Annotated in this window: 18 protein-coding genes; 14 read left to right on the top strand and 4 right to left on the bottom strand. The window is 69.8% G+C overall.

Translation table 11 applies throughout. From position 1 onward, the window contains the following. The first annotated feature begins 51 nt into the window (after positions 1 to 51). From ligA to Pmi06nite_RS25505, 6 genes are all read left to right on the top strand, one after another. Positions 52 to 2,241: an NAD-dependent DNA ligase LigA gene (gene ligA, locus Pmi06nite_RS25530; RefSeq protein ID WP_239114199.1), complete on the top strand. Its 2,190-nt coding sequence runs from the start codon at positions 52 to 54 to the stop codon at positions 2,239 to 2,241. A gap of 272 nt (positions 2,242 to 2,513) precedes the next feature. Further along, positions 2,514 to 4,595: a putative bifunctional diguanylate cyclase/phosphodiesterase gene (locus Pmi06nite_RS25525; protein WP_203955642.1), complete on the top strand. Its 2,082-nt coding sequence runs from the start codon at positions 2,514 to 2,516 to the stop codon at positions 4,593 to 4,595. Between the two features lie 105 nt (positions 4,596 to 4,700). Beyond that, positions 4,701 to 5,000 carry an Asp-tRNA(Asn)/Glu-tRNA(Gln) amidotransferase subunit GatC gene (gatC, locus tag Pmi06nite_RS25520; protein WP_203955641.1) on the top strand — a complete coding sequence of 100 codons (300 nt, stop codon included), beginning with the start codon at positions 4,701 to 4,703 and terminating at the stop codon, positions 4,998 to 5,000. Beyond that, positions 4,997 to 6,487: an Asp-tRNA(Asn)/Glu-tRNA(Gln) amidotransferase subunit GatA gene (gene gatA, locus Pmi06nite_RS25515; RefSeq protein WP_203955640.1), complete on the top strand. Its 1,491-nt coding sequence runs from the start codon at positions 4,997 to 4,999 to the stop codon at positions 6,485 to 6,487. The genes gatC and gatA overlap by 4 nt, the downstream gene beginning before the upstream one ends. 108 nt (positions 6,488 to 6,595) lie before the next feature. Then, positions 6,596 to 8,104: an Asp-tRNA(Asn)/Glu-tRNA(Gln) amidotransferase subunit GatB gene (gatB, locus tag Pmi06nite_RS25510; RefSeq protein ID WP_275409603.1), complete on the top strand. Its 1,509-nt coding sequence runs from the start codon at positions 6,596 to 6,598 to the stop codon at positions 8,102 to 8,104. Positions 8,105 to 8,345: 241 nt separating this feature from the next. After that, positions 8,346 to 10,298 carry a VanW family protein gene (locus Pmi06nite_RS25505; protein WP_203955639.1) on the top strand — a complete coding sequence of 651 codons (1,953 nt, stop codon included), beginning with the start codon at positions 8,346 to 8,348 and terminating at the stop codon, positions 10,296 to 10,298. A 199-nt stretch (positions 10,299 to 10,497) separates the two neighbouring features. On the opposite strand, the gene Pmi06nite_RS25500 is transcribed toward Pmi06nite_RS25505, so the two are convergent. Next, complete coding sequence (locus Pmi06nite_RS25500; protein WP_203955638.1) at positions 10,498 to 11,667, bottom strand: PQQ-dependent sugar dehydrogenase; 1,170 nt, start codon at positions 11,665 to 11,667, stop codon at positions 10,498 to 10,500. A 67-nt stretch (positions 11,668 to 11,734) separates the two neighbouring features. Between Pmi06nite_RS25500 and Pmi06nite_RS25495 the strand changes: the two genes are divergently transcribed. From Pmi06nite_RS25495 to ilvC, 5 genes are all read left to right on the top strand, one after another. After that, complete coding sequence (locus Pmi06nite_RS25495; protein WP_239114198.1) at positions 11,735 to 12,667, top strand: 2-hydroxyacid dehydrogenase; 933 nt, start codon at positions 11,735 to 11,737, stop codon at positions 12,665 to 12,667. 492 nt (positions 12,668 to 13,159) lie between these two features. After that, positions 13,160 to 15,793 (top strand): putative bifunctional diguanylate cyclase/phosphodiesterase, encoded by a 2,634-nt coding sequence (locus Pmi06nite_RS25490; RefSeq protein WP_239114197.1) that lies wholly within the window; start codon positions 13,160 to 13,162, stop codon positions 15,791 to 15,793. 211 nt (positions 15,794 to 16,004) lie between these two features. Further along, complete coding sequence (locus Pmi06nite_RS25485; protein ID WP_203955637.1) at positions 16,005 to 17,798, top strand: acetolactate synthase large subunit; 1,794 nt, start codon at positions 16,005 to 16,007, stop codon at positions 17,796 to 17,798. Between the two features lie 49 nt (positions 17,799 to 17,847). Continuing rightward, entirely contained in the window at positions 17,848 to 18,372 is a 525-nt protein-coding gene (gene ilvN, locus Pmi06nite_RS25480; RefSeq protein ID WP_203955636.1) for an acetolactate synthase small subunit, read from the top strand. Between the two features lie 90 nt (positions 18,373 to 18,462). Next, positions 18,463 to 19,449 (top strand): ketol-acid reductoisomerase, encoded by a 987-nt coding sequence (gene ilvC / locus Pmi06nite_RS25475; protein ID WP_203955710.1) that lies wholly within the window; start codon positions 18,463 to 18,465, stop codon positions 19,447 to 19,449. Positions 19,450 to 19,564: 115 nt separating this feature from the next. On the opposite strand, the gene dacB is transcribed toward ilvC, so the two are convergent. The 3 genes from dacB to Pmi06nite_RS25460 form a co-directional block, all read right to left on the bottom strand. Continuing rightward, positions 19,565 to 21,112, bottom strand: a complete 1,548-nt coding sequence (gene dacB, locus Pmi06nite_RS25470) for a D-alanyl-D-alanine carboxypeptidase/D-alanyl-D-alanine endopeptidase (protein WP_203955709.1) — start codon at positions 21,110 to 21,112, stop codon at positions 19,565 to 19,567. A gap of 96 nt (positions 21,113 to 21,208) precedes the next feature. After that, positions 21,209 to 21,745: an FHA domain-containing protein gene (locus tag Pmi06nite_RS25465; protein ID WP_203955635.1), complete on the bottom strand. Its 537-nt coding sequence runs from the start codon at positions 21,743 to 21,745 to the stop codon at positions 21,209 to 21,211. Positions 21,746 to 21,831: 86 nt separating this feature from the next. Beyond that, positions 21,832 to 22,779: a CAP domain-containing protein gene (locus Pmi06nite_RS25460; RefSeq protein WP_203955634.1), complete on the bottom strand. Its 948-nt coding sequence runs from the start codon at positions 22,777 to 22,779 to the stop codon at positions 21,832 to 21,834. A gap of 271 nt (positions 22,780 to 23,050) precedes the next feature. On the opposite strand from Pmi06nite_RS25460, the gene Pmi06nite_RS25455 reads away from it, so the two are divergent. From Pmi06nite_RS25455 to Pmi06nite_RS25445, 3 genes are read left to right on the top strand one after another with little or no spacing between them, the layout of a single operon-like run. After that, positions 23,051 to 23,590, top strand: coding sequence for a PadR family transcriptional regulator (locus tag Pmi06nite_RS25455; protein ID WP_203955633.1), 540 nt, complete (start codon positions 23,051 to 23,053; stop codon positions 23,588 to 23,590). Further along, positions 23,587 to 24,342: an ABC transporter ATP-binding protein gene (locus Pmi06nite_RS25450; RefSeq protein ID WP_203955632.1), complete on the top strand. Its 756-nt coding sequence runs from the start codon at positions 23,587 to 23,589 to the stop codon at positions 24,340 to 24,342. The genes Pmi06nite_RS25455 and Pmi06nite_RS25450 overlap by 4 nt, the downstream gene beginning before the upstream one ends. Then, positions 24,339 to 26,990 carry an FtsX-like permease family protein gene (locus Pmi06nite_RS25445; RefSeq protein ID WP_203955631.1) on the top strand — a complete coding sequence of 884 codons (2,652 nt, stop codon included), beginning with the start codon at positions 24,339 to 24,341 and terminating at the stop codon, positions 26,988 to 26,990. Before Pmi06nite_RS25450 ends, Pmi06nite_RS25445 begins: the two co-directional genes overlap by 4 nt. The last annotated feature ends 8 nt before the right edge of the window (positions 26,991 to 26,998 follow it).

Below are 26,998 nucleotides of genomic sequence, written 5' to 3'. Positions count from 1 at the left end.
GTGGTCGGCGATACGGTTTCCACAGGTCGTCGATGAGGGGAGACGGGCGACGTGACCGATCAGGTGAACGAGGCGGCGGGTGCCCCAGCACAGGCGCGCGAGCGGCACGCTCAGCTCACGGAGCTGATCGAGGACGCCAACTGGCGCTACCACGTGCTCGACTCGCCGACGGTGAGCGACGCGGAGTACGACGGGTGGATGCGGGAGATCAGGGTGCTCGAAGAGGAGCATCCGGACCTGCGCACCCCCGACTCGCCCACGCAGAAGATCGGCGCGCCGATCTCCACCGAGTTCGCCGCCGTCGCGCATCTGCAGCGGATGGAGAGCCTCGACAACGCCTTCAACGACGCCGATCTGGCGGGCTGGCAGGCGAGGGCCGAGCGGCTCGCCGAGACCGACCCCGCGCCCTACCTGTGCGAGCTGAAGATCGACGGGCTGGCCATCGCGCTCGTCTACGAGAAGGGGCGCCTGACCAGGGCGGCCACCCGGGGAGACGGCCGCACGGGTGAGGACGTGACGCCCAACGTGCGCACGATCGGCGACGTGCCCCAGCGGCTGGTCGGCGACGACGTCCCCGACCTGCTCGAGGTGCGGGGCGAGGTCTTCCTGCCCGTCGAGGGGTTCAAGAGGCTCAACGAGCAGCTCCTGGACGCGGGAAGGGCGCCGTTCGCCAACCCGCGCAACTCCGCCGCCGGATCGCTGCGACAGAAGGATCCGCGGATCACCGCCCAGCGTCCGCTCCGGATGATCGTGCACGGGGTGGGCAAGTGGGAGGGGACCGAGCCGCCCAAGACCCAGTCGGACACCTACGACCGGCTCGCGGCCTTCGGACTTCCCGTCAGCGACCGCTACAAGGTCGTCGGGACGCTCGAGGAGATCGCCGGCTTCATCGCCTATTACAACGAGCATCGCCACGATCCGGCGTACGAGATCGACGGCGTGGTCGTGAAGGTCGACAGGATCGTCGTGCAGCGCCAGCTGGGCTCCACGAGCAAGGCCCCCCGGTGGGCGATCGCGTTCAAGTACCCCCCGGAGGAGGTCACGACCAAACTCCTCGACATCCAGGTCGGCGTGGGCCGGACGGGGCGCGTCACGCCGTACGGCGTGATGAAGCCGGTCGTGGTCGCCGGGTCGACGGTGGAGCGGGCCACGCTGCACAACGCCTCGGAGGTGGTCCGCAAGGGCGTGCTGATCGGGGACACCATCGTGTTGCGCAAGGCGGGCGACGTCATCCCGGAGATCGTGGGCCCGGTGGCCGACCTCAGGGACGGGTCGGAGCACGCCTTCGTCATGCCGACCCACTGCCCCGAGTGCGGCACCGAGCTCGCCTACGAGCGCGAGGGCGACGCCGACCTGCGCTGCCCCAACGCCCGGGCGTGCCCCGCGCAACTGCGCGAGCGGATCTTCTTCGCCGCCGGGCGCAACGCCTTCGACATCGAGGGGCTGGGATACGTCGCCGCCACGGCGCTCACGCAGCCGCTTCCTCCGCAGGAGCCGCCGGTCCGGACCGAGGCCGACCTGTTCGACCTCACGATGGACCGGCTGCTGCCGATCAAGTCGGTGGTCCGCGACGTCGAGACCGGGCTCCCCAAGGCGGACCCGGAGACGGGAGAGCCGAAGGTCGTCTCGTTCTTCGCCACGATCGCGGGGGCGCCCAGCAAGAACGCGGAGAAGATGCTGGAGCAGATGGACAGGGCCAAGACCCAGCCGCTCTGGCGAGTGCTGGTCGCGCTGAGCATCCGCCACATCGGGCCGCCGACCGCACGGGCGCTGGCCGACGGGTTCCGCTCGATGGACGCGATCGCCGCCGCCTCAGAGGAGGAGTTGGCGGCGGTGGAGGGCATCGGCCCGCGCGTGGCCGCCACGATCAAGGAGTGGTTCGAGGTCGACTGGCACCGCGAGATCGTGGACAAGTGGCGGGCCGCCGGTGTGAGCATGGTGGACGAGCCGCCCGCCGATCAGTTGCCGCAGACTCTCGAGGGCATGAGCTTCGTCGTGACCGGGACGCTGGCGGGTTTCAGCCGCGATGAGGCGAGTGAGGCCGTCACCAGCCGCGGCGGCAAGGTCTCGAGTTCGGTCTCCAAGAAGACCAGTTTCGTCGTGGTGGGCGACAGCCCCGGGTCCAAGTACGACAAGGCGGTCAAGCTCGGCGTGGCCGTCCTCGACGAGGAGGGCTTCCAGACGCTCCTCCGGGACGGCCCGGAGGCGGCGGAGGCCGCTGCCGTCACGCCTGAGGCCTGATCGCTGATAAGGCTGGACATCAAACGTAATCACCGCAGGAAGCCGGGGCTCCGGCCCCGGCGTCGCGCTGGAACTTTCACCGTTCCGGCGAATCTGGGCCGCTTTTGTCAGTGGATCTCAGGAAATCTACCGTAACTGACCGTGCCCAACCGGTTTCGCGAAGTGGCCCAGAGGTCGTACCCTCCCATAGTGACCTCTTGGGGGGTTTCTGACCTATGGCGCTATCTAGCAATCTCTGGCCATCTGCCGAGATTGCCCGTTCTGGCAGTCTCATGGTGACTTCTGAGATTGCTCCAGCCGACGCGCGCGACACCGGGCCGCGCCCCGGCTCGCCCCTGTGGGGCTACTTCACGGCCGTCATCGTCCTGGGCTTCGCCGCGCTGATCGCGGGACAGATACGGCTCGGCGTCGCCGATCTCATGGACGCCACGCGGACCCCGTTGTTCTGGATGTTGGCCGTTCTCGTCGTGCTGGGTGAGCTGCGCCCCGTCATGGTCAGCTCCTCCACCCTGGTCGGCGGCACCCCGGCGTCCGCGATGTTCACCTTCGCGGTGCTCATGCACTACGGCCTGCCGACGGCGGCGTTGATGCAGGCCGTCGCGGTGGTCGTCAGCGGTGGGCTGCGCCGCAGGGCGTGGCACCGCGTGATGTTCAACATCGGGCAGGTGACGCTGGCCTGCACGGCGGCGGCCCTCGCGTTCGCCGCGTTCGGGATCCATCCGCGGCCGAAGGCCCCCTGGACGCCCGACGGCATGGACATCCCGGCCCTCGCCCTGGCCGCGTTCGCCTACTTCGTGGTCCGGGCATCGCTGGTCTGCTCGGCCGTCGCTCTCCACGAGCGCAAGCCGGTCCTGCGCGTCGTCAAGGCGTCGATCGGCCCGCAGGCCCTCGTCTACGGCGCGCTCCTCGGGCTCGCGCCCCTGGTCGCGGTGGTGATGTCGCACTCGTCGGCCCTGGTCCCGCTGTTCGTGGCGCCCCTCGCGGCGGTGCACTTCACCGCCACGCTGTCGCTGCGCCGTGACCACCAGGCCACCCATGACGGCCTGACCGGCCTGCCGAATCGGAAGATGCTCATCCTGCGCACCATGGAGGCGCTCGCCGAGGCACGCGAGCACGAGCGCGTCGGCCTGCTGCTCCTCGATCTCGACCGGTTCAAGGAGGTCAACGACACGCTGGGCCACCCGGTCGGCGACCGGCTCCTCCAACTCGTCGCCCATCGGCTCAGCCACAGCGTGCGGCCAGGAGACGTGGTCGCCCGCCTCGGCGGAGACGAGTTCGCCGTGCTCCTGCCGTCCATCAGGGACGCCCACGCGGCCAAGGAGGTCGCCTCGCGGTTACGGGTCGCGCTCACCCAGCCCGTCCGGCTGGAGGGCATGACCTTCGATCTGGACGCCTCGATCGGCATCGCGCTCTACCCCGACCACGCGCCCGACTTCGAACTGCTGCTGCAACGCTCGGACGTCGCGATGTACCTGGCCAAGGAGCACCGGACGGGTGTGGAGTTCTATGTGGCGGACAAGGACCGCAACTCGCCCGAGCGGCTGAGCCTGCTCGGCGATCTGCGGCTGGCCATCGAGTCGGGCGACCTCGACCTCCACTACCAGCCCAAGGTCAGGTTGAGCGACGGCACGGTCGAAGGCGTCGAGGCCCTGCTGCGCTGGTGGCACCCCCTGCGCGGCCCCGTCTCGCCGGTCGAGTTCATCCCGCTCGCCGAGCAGTCGTACCTCATGCGCGAGATCACCCGGTACGTCATCAAGAAGGCGCTGGCCCAGGCCGGGCGGTGGTGGGAGGCCGGCATCGGCGTGCCGATCTCGGTGAACGTGTCGGCGCGCGACCTGCTCGACTCCAACCTGCCCGAGCAACTGGAGGCGGGGCTGAAGGAGTTCGGCCTGCCGGTGGACGCGATCCGCCTGGAGATCACCGAACGGGTCCTGATGACCGACCAGGCCTACATCGCCGACACCGTCAGGACGCTGGCGGACATGGGGGTCCATCTCTCCCTGGACGACTTCGGCACCGGCTATTCCTCCCTCGTCCGCCTCCAGCGGCTGCCCGTCTCCGAGGTCAAGATCGACGCGTCGTTCGTCCGGCGGCTGGCGGAGTCGGCCGACGACGAGCAGATCGTCCGATCCATCGTCGACCTGGTCGGCTCGCTGGGACTGCGGGCCGTCGCCGAGGGCGTGGAGTCCCTGGAGATCGCCACGATTTTGCGCGAGATGGGCTGTCCCGCCGGTCAGGGCCGGTGGCTCGCCAAGCCCATGTCCGCCACGGAGACCGCCGTCTGGCTGCGGTCCCGCCTGAGCCCGGCCTTCGTCGCGCGCGCCGTCGACCAGGTACGGCTCGCCCCCCATTGACCTGCCCGGCCTCGACGGCCCGGCCTTAATGAGTCGGTCGCGCTCGGAGACGAGCCCTAGGATGGGAAAGTCCAATCTCCATCCATGAAACGGGTTCGACGACTCATGTCCGCCATAACCCGCGATGAGGTCGCTCACCTCGCCCGGCTGTCCCGGCTGGCGCTGGACGAGGGGGAGCTCGACCACTTCGCCGCCCAGCTCGACCAGATCGTCGGCGCGGTCGCCCGCGTCGCGGAGGTCGCGGCCGGAGACATCCCGCCCTCTTCGCACGCACTGCCGCTGACCAACGTGTTCCGTCCCGACGAGGTACGGCCGTGCCTGACGCCGCAGCAGGCGCTCTCGGGCGCGCCCGCCGTCGAGGACGACCGGTTCCGCGTGCCCCGCATCCTCGGGGAGGAAGCATGAGCCTGATCCACAAGACCGCCGCGGAGCTGGGACGGCTCGTCGCCTCCCGGGAGGCCTCCGCCGTCGAGGTCACGCAGGCCCATCTCGACCGGATCGCCGAGGTCGACTCCAAGGTCTCCGCGTTCCTGCACGTGGACGCGGAGCGGGCGCTCGAGCAGGCGCGCACGGTGGACGAGCGGATCGCCAACGGCGACAGGCTCGGCCCGCTGGCGGGCGTGCCCATCGCCCACAAGGACATCTTCACCACCGACGACATGCCGACGACCGCCGGGTCGAAGATCCTCGAAGGCTGGCGCCCGCCGTACGACGCGACGGTGACCCGCCGCCTCCGCGAGGCCGGCCTGATCATCCTCGGCAAGACCAACCTCGACGAGTTCGCGATGGGCTCCTCCACGGAGAACTCGGCGTACGGGCCCTCGCACAACCCGTGGGACCTGTCCAGGATCCCGGGTGGCTCGTCGGGCGGCTCGTCCGCGGCCGTCGCCTCCTTCCAGGCGCCGCTGTCGACCGGCACCGACACGGGCGGCTCGATCCGCCAGCCCGCCGCCGTCACCGGCATCGTCGGAATGAAGCCGACCTACGGGGGGTCGTCCCGATACGGCCTCATCGCGTTCGCGTCGTCGCTCGACACACCGGGCCCGTTCGCCCGCAACGTGCTCGACGCGGCGCTGCTCCAGGAGGCGTTCTCGGGTCACGACGAGTTCGACTCGACCTCGATCGACGCGCCGGTCCCGCCGGTGGTCGAGGCCGCCAGGCAGGGGGACGTCGCCGGGCTGCGCATCGGCGTGGTCAAGGAGTTCGGCGGCGAGGGGTACCAGCCCGGCGTCCTCGCCCGGTTCCACGAGACGGTCGACCTGCTGGAGTCCCTCGGGGCCAAGGTGGTCGAGGTCTCCTGCCCGACGTTCGGTTACGCCCTCCCGGCGTACTACCTGATCGCGCCCTCGGAGTGCTCGTCCAACCTCGCCCGTTTCGACGCCATGCGGTACGGCCTGCGCGTCGGGGACGACGGCACCCGCAGCGCCGAGGAGGTCATGGCGCTCACCCGGGCCGCCGGATTCGGGCCCGAGGTCAAGCGGCGGATCATGCTGGGCACCTACGCCCTGTCGTCGGGCTACTACGACGCCTACTACGGCCAGGCGCAGAAGGTCCGCACGCTGATCTCGCGGGACTTCGAGGCGGCGTTCCACCAGGTCGACGTGCTGATCTCGCCGACCACGCCGACGACCGCCTTCCCGATCGGGGAGCGGGCCGACGACCCGATGGCGATGTACCTGGCGGACCTGTGCACGATCCCGAGCAACCTCGCGGGCAACGCCGCGATCTCGGTGCCGTGCGGTCTCGCCGACGAGGACGGCCTGCCGGTCGGCCTGCAGATCATGGCTCCGGTGCTCGGCGACGACCGGTGCTACCGCGTCGGCGCGGCGGTGGAGAAGGCGTTCACCGACCGCTGGGGCGGGCCCCTGCTGTCCAAGGCGCCCGCGCTCTAGAGGGGAGGGACGACGCATGGTCAACCACATCGATCTCGCGGTTCCGGCCCCCGTGTGCGCGGACCGGATCGCCGATGCGAGGAACGCATTGAAGGGACGGGCTTACCTGTGAGCAGCACTGAGACGCTCATGCCGTACGACGAGGCGCTGGAGCGCTTCGAGCCGGTGCTGGGGCTGGAGACGCACGTCGAGCTCGGCACCGTGTCGAAGATGTTCTGCGGTTGCTCGACGACGTTCGGCGCGCCGCCCAACACGCACGTGTGCCCGATCTGCCTGGCGCTGCCCGGTTCGCTGCCGGTGGCCAACGTCAAGGCGATCGAGTCGACCATCAGGATCGGCCTCGCGCTGAACTGCTCGATCGCGGAGTGGTGCAGGTTCGCCCGGAAGAACTACTTCTATCCGGACATGCCGAAGAACTACCAGATCAGCCAGTACGACGAGCCGCTGTGCACGGACGGCTACCTGGACGTCCAGGTCGAGGGCAAGACCGTCCGGGTGGAGATCGAGCGGGTCCACCTCGAGGAGGACACCGGCAAATCCACCCACGTCGGCGGCGCCACCGGCCGCATCCAGGGCGCCGACTACTCGATCGTCGACTACAACCGGGCGGGGATCCCGCTCGTCGAGATCGTAACCAAGCCCGTCGAGGGAACCGACAGGCTCGCTCCCGAGGTCGCCAAGGCCTACGTCACGGAGCTGCGTGAGCTCCTGCGCTCTCTCGGCGTGTCCGACGTCCGGATGGAGGAGGGCTCGCTGCGCTGCGACGTCAACGTGTCCCTGATGCCGCGCGGGTCCTCGACGTGGGGCACCCGCACCGAGACCAAGAACGTCAACTCGCTGCGCAGCGTCGAGCGGTCCGTCCGAGGTGAGATCGAACGCCAGGCGGCGATCCTGGCGGACGGCGGGCGGATCATCCAGGAGACCCGCCACTTCCACGAGGACACCGGGGCCACCACGTCCGGCCGGTCCAAGGAGGAGGCGCAGGACTACCGCTACTTCCCCGAGCCCGACCTGGTGCCGATCGCGCCCGACCCCGCGTGGGTGGCGACGCTGAAGGCCGAGCTGCCCGAGCTGCCGTCCGTACGGCGGGCGCGCATCCAGGAGGAGTGGGGAGTCTCCGATCTCGACATGGCGGCCATGCACAACGCCGGCGCCATCGGGCTGGTGGAGGCGACGGTCGCGGCCGGGGCTCCGGCCGCCGACGCGCGCAAGTGGTGGATGGGCGAGCTGGCCCGCCGGGCCAACGAGTCCGGTACGGCTCTCGCGGACCTGCCCATCACGCCCGGCGACGTCGCCAAGGTGACCGAACTGGTGGCCTCGGGGGCGTTGAACGACAAGCTGGCCCGCCAGGTGCTCGAAGGCGTGCTGGCCGGAGAGGGCACGCCGGAGGCCGTCGTCGAGAAGCGGGGCCTGCGGATCGTCAACGACGAGGGCGAGCTGTCCGCGATCATCGACCAGGTGCTGGCGGGCAACGCCGACGCGGCGGACAAGGTGCGATCGGGCAAGATCGCGGCCGTGGGCGCCCTGGTCGGCGGAGTCATGAAGGCCAGCCGCGGCAAGGCCGACGCCGGCCGGGCCCGCGAGCTCATCCTCGAGAAGCTCGGGGTCGAGGGATAGTTCCGCACTCGCCGCGCGTGGCTCGCCTGACGGCGGGCGGCGCGCGGCGGGAAGCCCGCTCCGGCGGGGCTTTCATGCCCGAATGAGAGATGTGCCGGCGAGAAGCCTGTGTGGCGTTCGGGGACGCTGTTGTACCCGCGAGTTTCTTGCACACAGAACGTTGTTGTTTCATGACATATCTCAAAGGCAGGCTTTAGGGTTGGCTGAACGGAGTGGCCCTTGAGCAGGAGGAGACCGAGGCGTGCGGAACGCCGGAGCGTCCATCGATCCGCCGACAGATCCGCTGTCGGCCGTGCCCGCCTCCGATCCGCCCAAGAAGCATCCGGTCCGGTCGAACGCGTCCTCGCTGCCTCCCGGAGTCTCCGCCGACATCTTCGGTGAGAGGTCGGCGCACCCCACGCCCGGGCCGTCGGCCTCCAAGCAGGGCAGCAGCCTCCCTCCGCCCGCGTCCCCGGTCGAGTTGTGGCCCGTGGTCGACACGACGGTCATCGAGGAGCCCGTCGCGCTGGAGCCGGAACCCGAGCCGAAGCGGCGGACGCTGCGCTACACGATCGTCGGCCTGGTCGTCCTGCTGCTGCTCGCCTACCTGATCCCCGCGATCTCCATGTCCAGCCGGATCCTGCCCGGCACCCTGGTCCTCGGCGTCGACATCGGCGGGCAGAGCACGTCCGACGCGGTGCTGAGCCTGCAGGAGAAGCTGTACACCCAGACCCGCTCGCCCATCGTCGTCCGGCAGGGCACCCACCGCATTCCCGTGGACCCCAACGAGGCGGGTCTCCAGTTCGACGCCGAAGCGACCGTACGGCAGGCGCCGACGGGTTTCCCCACCCCCGCGCAGGTCCTGGGGTCGATCTTCGGAGGCCGTCATCTCGCGCCGGTCGTCTCGGTCGACCAGGTCAAGCTGGAGGCCGCCGTGGCCAAGGACATCGGCGCCTCCCTCGAGGACCCGGCCCAAGAGGGCGACGTCACGTTCAAGGGGACGACTCCCGTCCCGGTCTACCCGCACCCGGGCAACGGGATCGACAAGACGGTCGTGGCCCGGGACATCCAGCGGGCCTACCTCAGCCCGAACGTCACGGTCATGGCCGCGGCGGTGAAGGACGACCCCCAGGTCGACCGAGCCGCCGTGCAGCGGGCCGTGACCTGGGCGAAGCGCGCGGTCTCCGAGCCGATCACGCTGACCGTCGGCGCGAAGTCCGTCCAGCTTCCCCCGGCCACCCTGGCCGGGCACCTGTCCTTCGTGCCGGAGGGACACTCCCTGAAGCCGCGGTTCGACGCCGCGGCCGCCGCCGTCGGCTTCGAACACCGGTTGGTCGCCGCAGAGGCGGGAGCCAGGAACGCGACGTTCACGATCGAGGACGGCAAGCCGGTCCTGGTGCACGCCCGGGCGGGCAAGAGGGTGGACACCGGACGGCTCGGCGTCGACGTGATCGCGGCGATGGAGGGCGGGAGCCGTACCGTGCCGGTGACGCTGGTCAGCGCGCCGCCGGTCGTGACGGACGACGATGCGGCGAAGATGGGCGTCAAGGAGAAGGTCGGCGAGTTCACGACCTCCTATGCCTGCTGCCAGCCACGGGTGGCCGACATCCAGGCCGCCGCGCGCGTGCTGAACACCCATCTGGTCAAGCCGGGGGAGACGTTCTCGTTCAACGAGTTCGTCGGGAGGCGGGACGCCGCCGGCGGGTTCAGCGGAGTCGCCCTGCCCACCTCGATCCGGGGGAAGGCCGGCTCGGACGTCGCGGGCATGACCCAGGTCGCCACCACGATGCTCAACGCGGTGATGCGCGCCGGGATGGCGGACGTCGAGCGCACGGCCCCTGATGTGTACATGCCGCAGTATCCGGCCGGGATGGACGCCACGGTGTCCTACCCGGAGCCGGACCTGAAGTGGACGAACGCCTCGCCGTACGGCGTGCTGATCCAGGCGTCGGCGAGCGACACGTCGTTGACCATCTCCCTCTGGAGCACCCAGCGGTACGACGTGCAGATCAGTGGGCCGGTCAAGTCCCGGTTCCTCCACGCCGCGCCGGTCGAGGGAGCGGGACCGGACTGCGTGCCGGTTCCCGAGCAGCTGGGCTTCACGGCAGAGGTCACGCGGGTCATCAGGCGGGAGGGGAAGGCCGACGACCGCCAGTCGTTCACGACCGTCTACCGCCCCCAAGCCGAGATCACCTGCCCCGCCCCTCCCGCGTGATCATGCACACCTTCGGAAACATCCCGCCTGACCTGCGCCCACACCTGTCGTGATCATGCACAGGTTCGGGTGTGGCCCACTTGACCTGCGCCGATCCAATTCGTGATCATGCGCAAATTCGCGATCATCGCGCCCGACCTGCACTTACACCGACCGTGATCATGCGCAGGCGCCCGCCCCCCAGGGCGCCCGTGCGTGATCAGCCGGCCGACTTCCCGGTCGGCACCACGAGAATGCGGTCGTCGCCCCGGCGGGGAGACCCGCGGCCGTCCTTGTTGCTGGTCCCGACCCACAAGGTCCCGTCCGGAGCGGTGGTCACCGCGCGCAGCCGGCCGTACTCCCCGGTGTAGAGGGCTTCCGGCCGTCCGGCCTTGCCGTCCGCGCTCAGCGGGATCCGCCACAGCCGCTGGCCGCGCAGGGCCGCCGCCCACAGCGAGCCGTCGGCGTAGGCGAGCCCCGACGGCGAGGCCTCGTCGGTCGACCAGGTGAGCAGCGGGTCGGTGTACTTGCCGTCCGCGCCTCCGCCCATGCCCTCGACATCGGGCCAGCCGTAGTTGTGGCCCTTTTCGATCAGGTTGACCTCGTCGTAGGTGTTCTGGCCGAACTCCGTGGCGTACATGTGACCGCTGGAGTCCCAGGCCAGCCCCTGGACGTTGCGATGGCCGTACGACCAGACCAGGCTGCCGAAGGGGTTGCCGGGCGCCGGCTTGCCGTCCACCGTCATCCGCAGGATCTTGCCGGCCAGGGAGTTCCTGTCCTGGGAGAGCCCGCGCTCGCCGGTCTCGCCGGTCGACGCATAGAGGTAGCCGTCGGGGCCGAAGGCCAGGCGCCCCCCGTTGTGGATCGACCCCCTCGGGATGCCCGTGACGAGCGGGACGGGGTCGGACAGGCCGCCGTCGTACCGGTACCTGACCACCCGGTTGTCGCCGTCGGCCGAGAAGTAGACGAAGACGTAGTGATCGGTCGCGAAGCTCGGGGACACGGCCACGCCGAGGAGGCCGCCCTCCCCGCTCGGGGATACGCCGTCGATCACGCCGACGTCCGTGACCTGCCCCTTCGGGGTGACCCGGACGACCTTGGCAGAGTCCCGCTCCGTCACGAGCGCGTCGCCGCCCGGCAGGAACGCGATGGCCCAGGGCACGGCGAGATCCGTCACCAGCGTGCGCGGTGCTCCGGAGACCTGCGCCGGCGCCGATCCGGCCAGCGGGCCGGGCGTCAGGGCCCCGCCCGCGCGTCCCGGCGTCGTGCCCTGACCCGGCGCGGTCCCGCCAGGCCGCTCCGGCGCAGCCGAGCATGCCGTCACCGCCGTGATCGCCACGGCCAGCGCCACCGGCGACGCCCATCGTGCGAATCGGCCCGTATTCACCATGGTTCGTGACCTCCCTCGTCCCTTCCATACTCGCGTTTCGCCGCAGAGGTTCCCTAGGTTTGTTCTTGTGAAGATCTGGGTCGCCTCGCAGGACCTCGCCGACGTGCTGTCCGATTTGCCCAAGGAGTCGCCGGACGATCCTCCGGAGATCGAGTGCGCCGTCTATGACGGCAGGGGAGCGCTGCCCGGCCCGCCCGAGGAGGTGGAGATCTGGGTGCCGCCGCTCATCCCGGTGCCCGACACCCCCGGGTTGCTCGGCCGGATGACCGGACTGCGCCTGCTGCAGACCGTGACCGCGGGCGTCGAGGCGTACCTTCCGCATGTCCCGGAGCACGCGATGCTCTGCAACGCCCGTGGCGTCCACGACGCGGGAACCGCCGAGTGGATCGTCGGCGCGGCGATCGCCGTGCTCCGGGAGTTCCCCGGTTTCGCCGCGGCCCAGGCTCGGCGCGAGTGGACCTACCACCACACCGGCGTCCTCGACGGCGCCACCGTTCTCATCGTCGGGTACGGCTCGATCGGTGAGGCCGTGGAACGCCGGCTCGCCGGGTTCGAGGTCGACGTCGTCCGCGTGGCCAGGACCGCGCGCGAGAACGTCCACGGGGAGGACGAACTTCCCGCTCTGCTGCCCTCGGCCGACGTCGTCGTCCTGCTCGTCCCCGTCACGGCCGGCACCGTGGGCATGGTGGACGCCCGCTTCCTCGCACGGATGCGGGACGGGGCCGTGCTCGTGAACGCGGCACGGGGCACCGTCGTCGACACCGACGCTCTGGTCGCCGAACTCGAGAGCGGGCGCCTGCGCGCCGCCCTCGACGTCACCTCACCCGAGCCGCTGCCCCCGGACCATCCCCTGTGGACCGCGCCCGGAGCCTTCATCACGCCGCATGTCGCCGGCAGCACCCCCGCATCCGTACGGCGGACACGAGAACTCGTGCGCGCTCAGGTCATCAGATACGTGACCGGCGAGAGACTCGCTAACATGATCACGGATCATTACTGAGCGCTCGCCGTCGAGACGACACGAGCGACCAGGGACTTGACTGGCGGTCCTGACTGGTCCATTAAGGAATCCGGAACGTGGCTGCTCCGTGACCTGTAGTGCGTACGGTGAACCTCGTCGCGCGTGGCCGGTTATCAGATCGGTGACGACTCGCGGGTTGTCGCCTTACGGATCAGGCGGCTGTGCGCAGACTGGCCATGTGACATGGAGAGTAAAGCCGGGTCGAGGACGGGAGGGGCAGTGACATCACACCCCGCCGGGCGCGACGACGCCGACGCGGCTCCATCTCCGGAGACGACGGCGCCGGACGTACCGGCTTCGGAGGCACCGGCACCGGACACGGAGCCACCGGGGACGGCGGAAGCGGACGCGGTGGTGTCCGACGCCGCCGAATCGGGCCACGCGGCGACGGCCGCGCAGACAGTTGCGCAGACGGCCACACAGACAGCTACAGAGACGGCTGCAGAGACAAGGGACACAGGGGCGATTCGCGTGGACGGCAGGCGCAACCCGAGGGGTTCGCTCACCGCCGCGGCCGGGCTCGGCGCGGTGGGGCTCGCCGCCGCGTTGATCGGCGGAGGCTCCTCGTCCGTCATCGCCGCCGTGGCGGGCGTCGCCGCCGGCCTTCTCGCGGCCTTCTCGCTGTTCCTGGCCGCCCTCCGCTCCCAGCCGGGGCAACGGCCGCGGCCCGCCGCCTGGCGCTGGCTGGCCGTGGGGACGCTGACCTGGCTCGTCGGCATCGGCCTGCGCCCGGCGGCCGACGGCACCCCTTTCGTTCTCACCTTCGCTGACCTGCTGCTTCTCGTCGGATCCGTGTTGATGGCGATCGGTTGCGGGGTCGCCGTGACTCCCTCCGCCTACAGCAGGGGCGCGGTCCGGCAGGCCGCCGACGCCTATCTGGGCGCCGCGTCGATCTTCACCGTGGGCTGGGTCCTCCTCCTCGGCCCCGCCTTCCAGAAGGCGGAGGAGCCCGGAGCGTTCTTCTCCACGCTGGCGCTGCCGATCGTCTGCCTGTTCGCGGCCTGCGCGGTGGCGCCCGCCGTGGCCGCCGCCCGCTCGGGAGGCCGCGTCGTGGGTCTCGCCGGTGTGATCGTGCTAGGCGCGATCACCGTGGCCGAGGTGAGCACCGCCCTCGCCAGACTCAGCGGAGACGACCCGCCTCTGGCCACGGTCCTCATCGCGCCGGCCGCGTTCCTCGTGCTCGCCGTCGCGCCGTGGCTCGACCAGCGGCGCCTTCGCCGGCCTCTGCCGATCGCGCTCACGGCGGCCACGCCGCTCGTGCTCGTGGCCGTCGCCACCGTCGCGGTCGCCGTCCAGGCGATCAGCGGCAACCGGGACGCGGCCCTGTCCGCCATCGCCGCCTCCGTCGTCCTCGTCCTGCTCGGGCGGCTGTTCGTGCTTCTGGTGGAGACCGCGGGGATGCGCCGCCTCGTCGACGTCGGCGAGCGGCAACTGCGCCAACTGGCGGAGAACACGGGCGACCTCGTTCTCGTGTGCGATCACGACGGCGTCATCAGGGAGATCGGCGCGGCCGTCCAGGAGACGTACGGCTACTGCCCCGACGATCTCGCCGGCCGCCCGATGTTCGACTACATCCATCCCGAGGACGTGCCCGGCATCCAGGCGCTGCTGCGGCGCATGGCCGCCGAAGAGGTCGGGCCCGAGGGGCCCGGGACCTGCCGGATCGCCTGCCGGGTCCGGGCGGCGGACGGCACCTGGCGGCCGACCGAGTCGGTCGCCACGCGAGACGTCAGGAACGAGGACCAGATCCTCGTCAGCGTCCGGGACATGAGCGATCAGGTGGCCCTGCGGAACCAGGTCACCCACCTGACCTTCCACGACGGTGTCACGGGCCTGCCCAACCGGGCCTACTTCGAGGAACGCGCCCGGGAGGTCCTCGCCCGCCGCGGCTCCGGCCGTACCGCTGTGATCTTCCTGGACCTCGACGGCTTCACCGGGGTCAACGACTCGGTCGGCCACGCGAGCGGCGACTACCTGCTCGGCCAGGCCGCGCGCAGGCTCCGCTCCGCCGTACGGGCCGACGACACGCTGGCCCGCTGGGGCGGCGACGAGTTCGCGGTGTTGCTGGAAGGCGGCGTCTCCACCGGCTCGGACGCCCAGACCGCGATCGACCTCGCGGAACGTCTGGTGCGCGCGGTGTCGTCCGAGCCCTTCCGGGTGGCGGACCGCGACATGGCCCTCACCGCCAGCGTGGGCGTCGCGTTCGCCGAGGACGGCCTGTCCGCGGGCGACCTCCTCCGCAACGCCGACGTCGCGATGTCCCGCGCGAAGGAACTGGGCGGCCGGCGGGTCGAGGTGTTCGCCGCCCACATGCACGCCGACGTCGTACGTCGGCTGGAGATCGCGGCCGACCTCCAAAGGGCCCTGCTCGACAACCAGTTCGCCATCGAATACCAGCCCGTCGTCGATCTGGCGACCTCCCGCGTCACGGCGGTCGAGGCGCTGGTCCGGTGGTGGCGGGGTAGCACGTTCGTCCCGCCCGAGCAGTTCCTCGGGCCGGCCGAGGACACCGGCCTCATCGTTCCGCTGAGCGAATGGATCCTCCGCGAGGCGTGCAACGAAGTGGCCGCCTGGCGGGCCTCGTCGCTCGACATCGGCCTGTCGCTCAACCTGTCCCTACGCCAGATCACCGCTCCCCGGTTCGTCGAGACCGTCTCCCAGGCGCTCGCGGAGAGCGGCCTGCCCGCGAGCGCGCTGACCCTCGAAGTCATCGAGGAGATGCTCGTCGAGGACGCCGAGGACACGATCAACAAGCTGTCGCAGTTGCGGGCTCTCGGCGTACGGCTGGCCATCGACGACTTCGGCACCGGCTACGCGTCGCTGGCGTTCCTCCGCCAGCTGCCCGTGGACATGATCAAGATCGATCCGTCGTTCGTGTCCGGCCTCGGGCGGGACGAGACCCTCACCCTGCTGACCCGAACGATCGTACGGCTCGGCCACGATCTCGGCCTGATCGTCGTCGCGGAGGGAATCGAGCGCCCCGAGCAGCTCGAACTGCTGCGCGAGATGGGCTGCACCCGTGGTCAGGGTTACCTGGTCGGACGCCCCATGGCCGCCCGCGGCGTCGACTCCCTCATGCGCACATCCCTGCAGAACACCGCGTGACCTATTGCCTCGCCGGAGGCGAGGCAATAGCGGGCACCATCCCGGATGCTGAGATATCCGTCCCAGATGATTTGACGTGAGGGCCGGGGATCGGACATGGTGTAGCCATGCATCGCGATGGGATCCTCGTAGTACTTCGCAGGCGCGCAGCCTGACGAAGTCTCGGTCCTGCGCGCGCCCCAGCTCCGCTCAGCGGATTGGGGCGTTTTTTATGCCAGCGCAATCCCAGCAGACAAGCTCAGTCACAAGGAACGAGCCGATGACCGAACAGATGACAGGTGCCCAGGCCCTCGTGAGAGCCCTGGAGCACGTTGGGGTCGACACGGTGTTCGGGATCCCGGGCGGCGCGGTACTCCCCGCCTACGATCCCCTCTACGACTCGGTCAAGGTCCGGCACGTGCTTGTACGGCACGAGCAGGGCGCCGGCCACGCTGCTGAGGGATATGCCCAGGCCACCGGCAAGGTGGGGGTCTGCATGGCGACCAGTGGTCCGGGGGCCACCAACCTGGTCACCCCGATCGCCGACGCCTACATGGACTCGGTGCCGATCGTCGCGATCACGGGCCAGGTGGCGTCCCAGCTGATCGGGACCGACGCCTTCCAAGAGGCGGACATCTCCGGCATCACCATGCCGATCACCAAGCACAACTTCCTCGTCACCGAGGCCGCGGACATCCCCAGGACCATCGCGGAGGCGTTCCACATCGCGTCGACCGGCCGTCCGGGGCCGGTGCTGGTGGACATCGCCAAGGACGCGCTGCAGGACATGATGGAGTTCTCGTGGCCGCCGGTCATGCAGCTTCCGGGCTACCGTCCCGTCACCCGGCCGCACTCCAAGCAGATCCGTGAGGCCGCGAAGCTGATGATCGAGGCCAAGCGCCCGGTCCTTTACGTCGGCGGCGGCGTGCACCGCGCGGGGGCGTCGGCCGAGCTGATCGAGCTCGCCGAGCTGACCGGCATTCCCGTCGTCACCACGCTGATGGCCCGGGGGACGTTCCCCGACAGCCACCCCCAGCACATGGGCATGCCGGGCATGCACGGCAGCGTCTCCGCGGTCGGCGCCCTGCAGCGCTCCGACCTGCTGATCGCGCTGGGCACGCGGTTCGACGACCGGGTGACCGGCCAGCTGTCCAGCTTCGCGCCGCACGCCAAGGTCATCCACGCCGACATCGACCCGGCGGAGATCTCGAAGAACCGACACGCGGACGTGCCGATCGTGGGCGACTGCCGCGAGGTGATCGGCGACCTGGTCACGACCATGCGCAACGAGCACAACGAGGGCCGCAGGGGCGACTACTCCGAATGGTGGAAGCTGCTCAACGACTACAAGAAGACCTACCCCCTCGGTTATGAGGAGTTCGCCGACGGATCCCTCGCCCCGCAGTACGTCATGGAGCGGCTGAGCGCCATCGTCGGCCCGGACGCGTTCTACGTGGCGGGCGTCGGCCAGCACCAGATGTGGGCCGCGCAGTTCATCGGATACGAGAACCCGGGGTCGTTCATCAACTCGGGCGGCGCGGGCACGATGGGCTTCGCCGTCCCCGCCGCCATGGGCGCCAAGATGGGCCGGCCGGACGCCACGGTGTGGGCCGTGGACGGCGACGGGTGCTTCCAGATGACCAACCAGGAGCTCGCCACCTGCGCGATCGAGGGTGTGCCGGTCAAGATCGCACTCATCAACAACGGTAACCTCGGCATGGTCAGGCAGTGGCAGACGCTGTTCTACGAGCAGCGTTACTCCAACACCGACCTGCAGAGGGTCAAGAGGATTCCGGACTTCGTGAAGCTGGCCGAGGCATACGGATGCGTCGGTCTGCGCTGCGAGCGGCCGGAGGACGTCGACGCCACCATCCGCAAGGCCATGGAGATCAACGACGTGCCTGTGGTGATCGACTTCGTCGTCCATCAGGACGCGATGGTCTGGCCGATGGTCGCGGCCGGCACCAGCAACGACGACATCAAGTACGCCCGTGACATGGCGCCGAAGTGGGAGAGCGAAGAATGAGCGAGCGGGGCAACGGGGCCTGCGCCGAAGGCGCCATGAGGAGGGTGGCATGAGCCGTCACACGCTGTCCGTGCTGGTCGAGAACAAGCCGGGAGTCCTGGCGCGGGTCGCCGCGCTGTTCAGCCGGCGCGGGTTCAACATCGACTCCCTGGCCGTCGGCCCGACCGAGCACCACGACATCTCGCGGATGACCATTGTGGTCAACGTGGAGGACCTCCCTCTCGAGCAGGTCACCAAGCAGCTCAACAAGCTGGTCAACGTCCTCAAGATCGTTGAATTGGACAACGTCCAGTCGGTGCAGCGCGAGCTGATGCTGATCAAGGTCAGGACCGACTCGGAGAGCCGGTCCCACGTCCTGGAGCTGGTGAACCTGTTCCGCGCCCGCTGCGTCGACGTGGCCCCGGACGCGGTGACGATCGAGGTCACCGGCACGACCGACAAGCTGGCCGCGTTCGTCAAGGTCCTCGAGCCGTACGGCATCAAGGAGCTTGTGCAGTCGGGCATGGTGGCCGTCGGCCGGGGTGCCCGTTCCATCACCGATCGTTCGCTGCGGGCGCTCGACCGCATCGCATAGCCGTACGCGCCGCACAGCCGTACGCACGTGGTCGGGCCCGTGCCGAGCGAGCGCGACCATCCGATTCCGAAAGGCAAGCAAGTGACTGAGATCTACTATGACGACGACGCCGACCTGTCGATCATTCAGGACCGCCACGTCGCCGTCCTCGGATACGGAAGCCAGGGTCACGCCCACGCGCTGAGCCTGCGCGACTCCGGTGTGGACGTCCGGGTGGGGCTGCTCGAGGGCTCGAAGAGCCGCGAGAAGGCGGAGGCCGACGGCCTGCGCGTGCTCACGCCCTCCGAGGCGGTCGAGGAGGCCGACCTCACGATGATCCTCGCGCCGGACCACATCCAGCGGCACCTGTACGCCGAGCACGTCGCCCCGAACCTGGTCGAGGGTGACGCCCTGTTCTTCGGGCACGGCCTCAACATCCGGTACGGCCTCATCGAGGCGCCGGAGGGTGTCGACGTCGCCATGGTCGCGCCCAAGGGCCCGGGCCACCTCGTCCGCCGGCAGTACGCGGCCGGCCGCGGCGTTCCCGTCCTCGTCGCCGTCGAGCGCGACGCCACCGGCAACGCGTGGCCGCTGGTCCTGTCGTACGCCAAGGGCATCGGCGGCACCCGCGCGGGCGCGCTGAAGACGACCTTCACCGAGGAGACGGAGACCGACCTGTTCGGCGAGCAGGCCGTGCTCTGCGGCGGCGTGTCCGAGCTCATCAAGGCCGGGTTCGAGACGCTGATCGAGGCGGGCTACCAGCCCGAGGTCGCCTACTTCGAGTGCCTTCACGAGATGAAGCTGATCGTGGACCTGATGTACGAGGGTGGCCTGTCCAAGATGTACTGGTCGGTCTCCGACACCGCCGAGTACGGCGGCTACACGCGGGGCCCGCGCGTGGTCAACCCGGAGACCAAGAAGGAGATGCGCCGCATCCTCGACGAGGTCCAGGACGGCCGCTTCGCCCGCGAACTGGTCGAGGAGTTCGACTCCGGCCAGGGCAACTTCAACAAGTACCGCGAGGAGCTCGCCGGGCACCCGATCGAGCAGACCGGTGCCAAGCTGCGCCCGATGATGAGCTGGCTGAAGGGCGAGTAGCCCGGAGCGCCGGCGCTCGCGCCGGCAGCGTTACACGGCGTGACACAGTGCGACGCGGCGCCGCCGACCTCGGCGGCGCCGCGTCGCGCGTTCACTCACCCCGCGCCGGTACGGCTCAGCACTGGACGGGCTTGAGCCACGAACACTCCAGGTCGCCGCCCGCGGGCGGGTTCACCCGGAGGACCGAAGCCCCGTCGACCGCGGTCGACCGCTTGAACTCGGCCAGCCGGATGGCGATCTTGTCCTCCAGATCCTTGGGCGACCCGGAGAGGTAGCCGTTGGAGATCACGGAGAAGACGAGGGGCTCGCCGTCGGCGCTGGTCACGTAGCCCGACAACGCCGAGACGCTGGTCAGCGACCCGGTCTTCGCATGCACGTTCCCCGCCGCGGGAGTGCCCGCCATCCTGCTGCTGAGCGTCCCGCCGACGAACCGCTCGCTTTCACCCGCGACGGGCAGCGCGTCGTACCAGGTCTGGAACCAGGGCTTGCCCTTGAGGGTCACGAGCAGCGAGGTGATGCCCGACGGCGTGAGGCCGTCGATCCTGGACAGGCCTGAGCCGTCGCGGAGCCGTGCCGTGGGGACCCCGTTGGCCTGCGCGAACGCCGAGGTGACCGCGAGTCCGGCCGACCAGGTGCCCTGGCCGGACACCTTCCGGCCCATCGCCTTGGTCAGGATCTCCGCGTGCATGTTGTTGCTCAGCTTCATGAACGGGACGAGGAGCTTGCTGAGCGGCATCGATTCATGGTCGGCCACGGTCGTCGCACCGCTGGGGGCGGCCCCGCGAACGGTGGGACCGTGGACGCGCACTCCGTGCTCGGCGAGGGCGGCCCGGAACAGCGACGCCGTGTAGAGCGTGGGGTCCCACACCGAGATCCAGTCCTCGTACCGGTCGGCCACGGTGCCGGTGATCACGACGGTGTTGGTGCCGTGCTCACGGACGATGTTCGCGTCGGTGGTCGTCCCGGTGACCGCCTTGTTGACGATCTTCAGGTAGTCGGTGGGGGGTGTGGTGGAGATCTTGGCGGGCTTGCCCGGCGCGCTGCCCGGATCCGCCGAGACGATCACCGATCCGGCGTCGTAGTCGGTGTCGGGCGAGGTGGTCAGCGCTGAGATCTGGCCCGCGTAGTAGTACGGCTCGTCGTCCCAGGTCCAGTCGGTGCCGAGCCGTACGTCGTCGAACCAGGTGTCGTCGGCGATCAGACGGCCGGTGACCTCCTTGACCCCCGACCTGGCGACCTTCGCGGCGAGCGCGTCGTAGTCGGCGGCCAGCATGGTGGGGTCGCCCGTTCCCTTGAGCACGAGGTCGCCCTTGATCGAGCGCCCCGGCTTCGATGTCGCGAGGACCCTGGTGCTGAACCGGTAGTCCAGGCCGAGCGTCTCGACCGCGGCGGACGAGGTGACCAGCTTCGTGTTGGACGCCGGGATGAACAGCTTGCCCGAGTGCAGCGAGTAGAGGTCCTCGCCCGTCTCCGCGCTCTTCACGACCACCCCGGCCTGAGCGACCGTGAGCCGCGGGTCGCTGAGGATCTGGTCGATGTCGTGCGTCAGGTCGCTGACCCCGGGCGCCGGATCGAGAGCGCTCGCCGGAATGCCGGAACCCGCGACCCCCGTCACGAGAACCGCGCCCGCGAGCGCGATCGAAATTCGTCGTGATGACCGCACAATCAACCCCCAATGATAGGCCTTTCGCGATCATTGAGAATTCTCGACGGCGCCTCAATACGGAAATATGCGTAACTGTTCCCGGATAAGGCGTGATCAGGCCTGTGCGGCCACCAGGAAGGCGCAGTCACCGAAGGCTATCTCGTCGCCCGTCCGAACCCTGGCAGGCCCGGCCAGCCGCCAGCCGTTCAGCCTGGTCCCGTTCATGGAACCCAGGTCGACCAGCATCCAGGAATCGTCGGTGTCCTTGCGCAACTCGGCGTGGACCCGGGAGACCGTCAGGTCGGTCAGCACGAGATCGCAGGTCGTTCCCCTGCCCACGACGTACCGGGCGCGGTTGTCCACAGGCAGGGCCAGGCGAGGAAGACGGGGCCGTCGCCAGGCGGCCTCGACCCGGTGGGTGAAATCCGACACCGAGCCGACGGCCTCGGTGATGCGTCTGCGCCAGCGGCCGCGGTGAGGCAGGTCGGCGATCAGCTCGTCCAACTCGCCGCGGCTCCGTGCCCGCAACGCCATGTCGACTCGGCCGACGAAGGTCTCCATGGACAGGCGTCCCTCGGCGGCGCGGTCGCGAAGCTCGCTGAGCGCGCGCTCGCGATCCCCGTCGGAGGCGCGGACCGGGGGAGAACTCATGACTGGAGTATCCGACGCATGCGCGCGGAGTGTCCAGAAGATCCCTGCATTCTCTCCTTTTTGGGGCGCTGTTATCCACTGTTTGGTCAGGGCTTGCCGAAGTCCTGGGTCCAGTACGGCCCGCCGGCCTTGGCGTAGCCGACGCCGATCTCCGTATAGGTGCAGTTCAGAATGTTCGCCCGATGCCCAGAGCTGTTCATCCAGCCGTCCACGACGGCGGCGGCGCTGCTGTAGCCCTTGGCGATGTTCTCGGCGGCCGCGGAGAACGAGTAACCGGCCGCCTTGATGCGGTCGACGAACGTCCTGCCGTCCTTGGAGTCGTGGTCGAAGTAGTTCTTCGCGGACATGTCGGCCGAATGGCCGAACGCCGCGGCGCGGAGCTTCGCGTTGGCCTTGAGCGGGCGGCAGCCGGCCTTCGCGCGCTCGACGTTGGTGAGGCGCACGACCTCCTGCTCCACGGCCGTGCCGACGCCCGACGAAGACGATCCGCCTGAGGATCCGCCCGTAGAGGTTCCACCCGAGCCCGAGGTGCCCCCGGAGGTCCCGCCCGAGGGAGTCGAGCCGCTGGTCGTGGGAGGCGCGGGGCAGGTCACGCGGATCTGCTTCGAGGTGCCGGTGTGCCCCTTCTGGTCGGAGACGGTCGTGTAGAACAGGCCGTTCGCGCAGGGAAGGGCGATCGTCACCCGCGCGTTCACGACGCTCTTCGAACCGATCTTCGCCAGCCGGTCGTTCCCCGGCTGGACCTTCCAGACGCGGACCTGGAAGGTCGCCTTGTCGACACAGCCGGCGCGCGAGCCCGCCGCACGGACCTTCCCGTCAGAAGCGCGGGACGGCACTCCCGCGAAGACCCGGCAGTTCTTCCCCGCCGTCGCGCTGGGGGAGGGGGACGGGGACAGGGACGGCGTCGGTGTGGGGGTGGCGGAGACCTCGGCCTGCGCGTTGGCGACGGGCGCCGTGGTGGGGGTGGAAGCCGCCTGGCCTCCGCAGGCCGCGAGACTTCCGACGCACAGGATCGCTCCGAGCGCTCTCTTCACGATCTTTCTCCAGTGGGGGTTCGACGCTGGATGCAAATCGCCATTATGGGGCGCTCGGATGACGTTTGTCCTGCTAAATCACTCGTCTCTCTGAAATATCGCCCAAGATGGGTCGCCTCAGAGATCACACGAGCCACTCCCGACGCAGCCTTCTGATAGCCCCTGGAACGTTTTCTCCAGGGGTTGTACGCGTGGCCGTGGAGCACGCGAAGGGTGACATATCTCACCGGCGGGTTGCCGGATGAATACTGAGTATGCATACTCAGTATTCATGTCGATCCGGCACGGACTGCTCGCTCTGCTCAGCCAGGGGTCGCGTCACGGCTACCAGTTGCGCGCCGAGTTCGAGGCGTCGACGGGGGCGACCTGGCCGCTGAACATCGGCCAGGTCTACACGACGCTGGCGCGCATGGAGCGGGACGGTCTCGTCGCGCCCGGTGAGCAGGACGAGCAGGGCCGGATCGTCTACTCGATCACTCCGGACGGAGCGACGGAGGTCGGGCGGTGGTTCGCCACCCCCATCACGCAGACCGAGCGGCCGCGTGACGAGCTCGCCATCAAGCTCGCCATGGCGGTCACCACCCAGGATGTCGATGTGGCCGGGGTCGTCCAGGCGCAACGGACCGCCACCATGCGGACCCTGCAGGAGCTGACCCGGAGCAAGCGCGGTCTGGACTCTCCACTCGACACCGCACAGACGCTGATCCTCGATTCCAAGATCTTCCAGGCCGAGGCCGAGCTGCGCTGGCTCGACCACTGCGAGGCCGTCCTCTCCCGCAGATCCCTCCAGCACCCTCAGGAAAAGCAATGATCGATCGTGATCCGTCCCCCGTCCCACCCGTCGCCGAGGAGGATCCGGGGCGTGCTCTGGTCGTGGAGTTGGCCGACGTCAGCCGTGTCCACGTGGAAGGTACGCAGTTCGTCGTCGCGCTGAAAGAGGTCAGCCTGAAGGTCTCGGCGGGTGAGCTCATCGCGGTGATGGGGCCGTCGGGGTCCGGCAAGTCCACCTTGCTCAACATCGCCGGCGGCCTCGATCGGGCGACGTCCGGAGGGGTCATGGTGGAGGGCGAACTCCTCAACGTCCTGCTCCCCTCGCGACTGGCCGCCCTACGCAGAAGGCGCGTGGGTTACGTCTTCCAGGACCTCAACCTCATCCCGTCGCTGACCGCCGTCGAGAACGTCATGTTGCCGAGGGAGCTGGACGGGGTCCGTACGGCGAAGGCGAGGCAGGAGGCCCTGGCCGTGCTCGGCGAGATCGGCGTCGCGGACCTGGCAGAACGTTTCCCCGACGAGCTGTCCGGAGGACAGCGTCAGCGGGTCGCCATCGCCCGCGCGCTGGTGGGGGAGCGGCGGCTCATCCTGGCTGACGAGCCGACCGGCGCCCTCGACACCGCGACGGGCGACGACATCCTGCGCCTGCTCCGCGCCCGAGCCGACGCCGGCGCGGCCGTCATCCTCGTCACCCACGAGCCTCGCTATGCCGGATGGGCCGATCGCGTCGTCTTCCTCAGGGACGGGCAGATCGTCGACTCGGCCACGGCAGGCCTGGCGAGCGCCCGATGAGCGCCTTCAGAGTCGCGCTCCGGATCTCCCGCAGGAACGCCTGGCGCTCCAAGAAACGCAGCGCGCTGATCCTCACCATGATCGCGCTCCCGGTGGCCGTCGCGACGTTCCTGGCGACGGCCATGACCGGCGCCCTCGGTCCGGAGGACCAGGGGGAGATGCCCCTGGGCCGGGCCGACGCCATCATCGGCGGCTCCCCCGAGACGACCAACGTCGTCCAGGAGGAAGCCGGCGACGGCTCGTCCGTGAGCTGGGAGGGCCCCGACGACGGGAAGCCGTTCACCGCCGACCAGGTGATCGGCATGTTCGGCCCCGGGACGCGCGTCGTGCAGATCGACCGGGGCTATGTGCGCTACCGGACGCCTCAGGGGTACCGGTCGGACATGGTCCAGTCGCAGGACCTCCGTGATCCGATCTTCGGCGGCACCTACTACCTCGTCCACGGACGGTTGCCCACCGCACCTGGGGAGATCGTCATATCCTCGGAGGCCGCCGACAGGGGACTGAAGATCGGTCAGACCGTCGCGATCGATCGGCGACCGCAGCTCCGCGTCGTGGGGATCATCCTTACCCCACAGGTCGGCCCTCCGTTCGACTTCATCGCGTTCCCCGGCTCCGTGTCCGTCGGCGACCTGGACGACGGCGGCCCGGGCGGCAGAACCGTGTGGATGGTCGACACGCCGAAGGCCGTCTCCTCGGCGGATGTCCCGAGGCTCAACGCGCGGGGCGCGGTGGTGGTCAGATACGCCGGACCGGACGGAACACGCGGCGACACGATCGTTTCGGAGTCGAGCAGCGGCGATGTGCTGTCCGTTCTCGAAGTCGTTCCGTGGATCGCGCTGATGTTGCTGGAGGTCGTCCTGCTCGCCGGGCCCGCGTTCGCGGTGGGTCAGCGGCGCAGGGCACGGGAGTTCGCGCTGATCGGCGCACAAGGTGGCTCACCGGGGCAGCTCAGAGGTGTCGCGCAGGCCGACGGGCTGCTCTTCGGCGTCGGCGCCGCGGTCGTCGGCGCGGCGGCGGGTGTCGGAGTGGGGGCTCTCGTCAGCACTCGCATCGCGATCGCGAATGGCACGATCCCCCATCCCTTCGCCGTTCCCTGGACCGCCGTGGCGATCATCATGGCTATGGGCGTCGTCGCCGGGCTGCTCGCCTCCCTCGCGCCCGCCGAACGCGCGGGCCGTACGGACGTGGTCGCAGTGCTCACCGGCCGGCGTGCCCCCGGGCGTGACCGGGCCGGCCGGCCCGCCCTTGGGCTCGCGCTCGTCGCCGCCGGCCTCACCGTCACGGTCGTAGGCGCGCGGTACGCCGTCGCCTGGATCGTCAGCGGCGCGCTGCTCACCCAGCTGGGGCTGGTGGCGGCGTTGCCGTGGCTGATCGCCAGGGCCGGACGTCGGGCGGCCGCCTTGCCGTTCCCGCTCAGGTTCGCCGTGCGGGACGCGATCCGCAACCGGGCCCGCACGGTTCCCGCCGTATCCGCGATCATGGCCGCCGTCACGCTGTTCATGGCGATCGGGGTCGTGTCGCGAAGCGGCCTGTCCGACTCGCCGACCTGGGCTGATGCGTACCCGCAGGCGCCTGCGGGCGCGCTGTTCGTCAGGGGCACGGATCTGGGTCCCGACCTGTGGAACCGGGTCCGCGCACGGATGCGTGCCGAACTCCCCGCTGATGTGCCGTTCGTCGAGGCGGACATCCCTTCCACCAGGTCGGGCGTGCCGCTACAGGCAGACGTCGTGCCGCCGGACCAAGATCCCGACGGCGACTACATGGGGGCGATGCGTGTGGACCCCGGCGGTGGCGGCGGCCTGCTCGTGGGCGACGCGCGGCTGCTGCGCTACGTCCTGCGCCGTGCTGATCCCTCAGCGGAGGCGGCGTTGCGCGCGGGGAAGGCCGTCGTGCTCGACCCCGGCGCCGTCCACAACGGGAAGGTCGGCCTCATGCTCCAGACCCAGGACGGATCCTCCGACGACACCGACGATCTGACCCTGCCCGCCGTCGCCGCACGGGCGACAGGCCAGGGCTGGGCGCGCGTCGTCATCTCTCCCGAGGCGATCAGGAAACACGGTTTCACCACGCAGGCAGCGTTTCTCGCGGTCGACCCCGTGGATTACCGGGTGCCGCCGGAAGCGGCGCAGCGGATCACCGCGGAGTTGGCGAAGCTCTCTCCACAACAGCTGACCACTCGCCTTGAGGCGTCCCGGCCGGCGGACGACACGCTCCGGATCCTCCTGCTGGCCGCGGCCGCGGCCGTGCTCGTCCTGGGAATGACCTTCGTCGCCACCGCGCTCGCGGCGGCGGAGGCGAGACCGGATCTGGCGGTGATGTCCGCCGTGGGAGCCGCGCCGCGGACCCGGCGTGCGGTGAAGGCCGGGCAGGCGCTGGTCATTTCCCTGACCGGGGTGACCCTGGGTGTCGCCGCGGGTCTCGTGGCAGGGGTGGCGGCGCGCCTGCCACGGACCGCGAGTTCTGTAGGCGAGCCGCAGTTCGGCGCCGACGGCGCGCCTCTCTCCGCACATCCGGCGTCTTTCACGATCGACGTCCCGTGGAGCCTGATCGCGCTGCTGGTGGTGGGGCTTCCGCTGCTCGCCGCGCTCGTCTGCGGCGTGTTCACCAGGTCGCGGCTTCCGGCTCCCCGGCGCAGGCCGGCCTGACAATCGAG

This window comes from Planotetraspora mira (assembly GCF_016863275.1).
GTDB lineage: Bacteria > Actinomycetota > Actinomycetes > Streptosporangiales > Streptosporangiaceae > Planotetraspora > Planotetraspora mira.
Note: the sequence above shows the minus strand (reverse complement) of the source record. Positions and strands in the feature narration are given on the sequence as shown.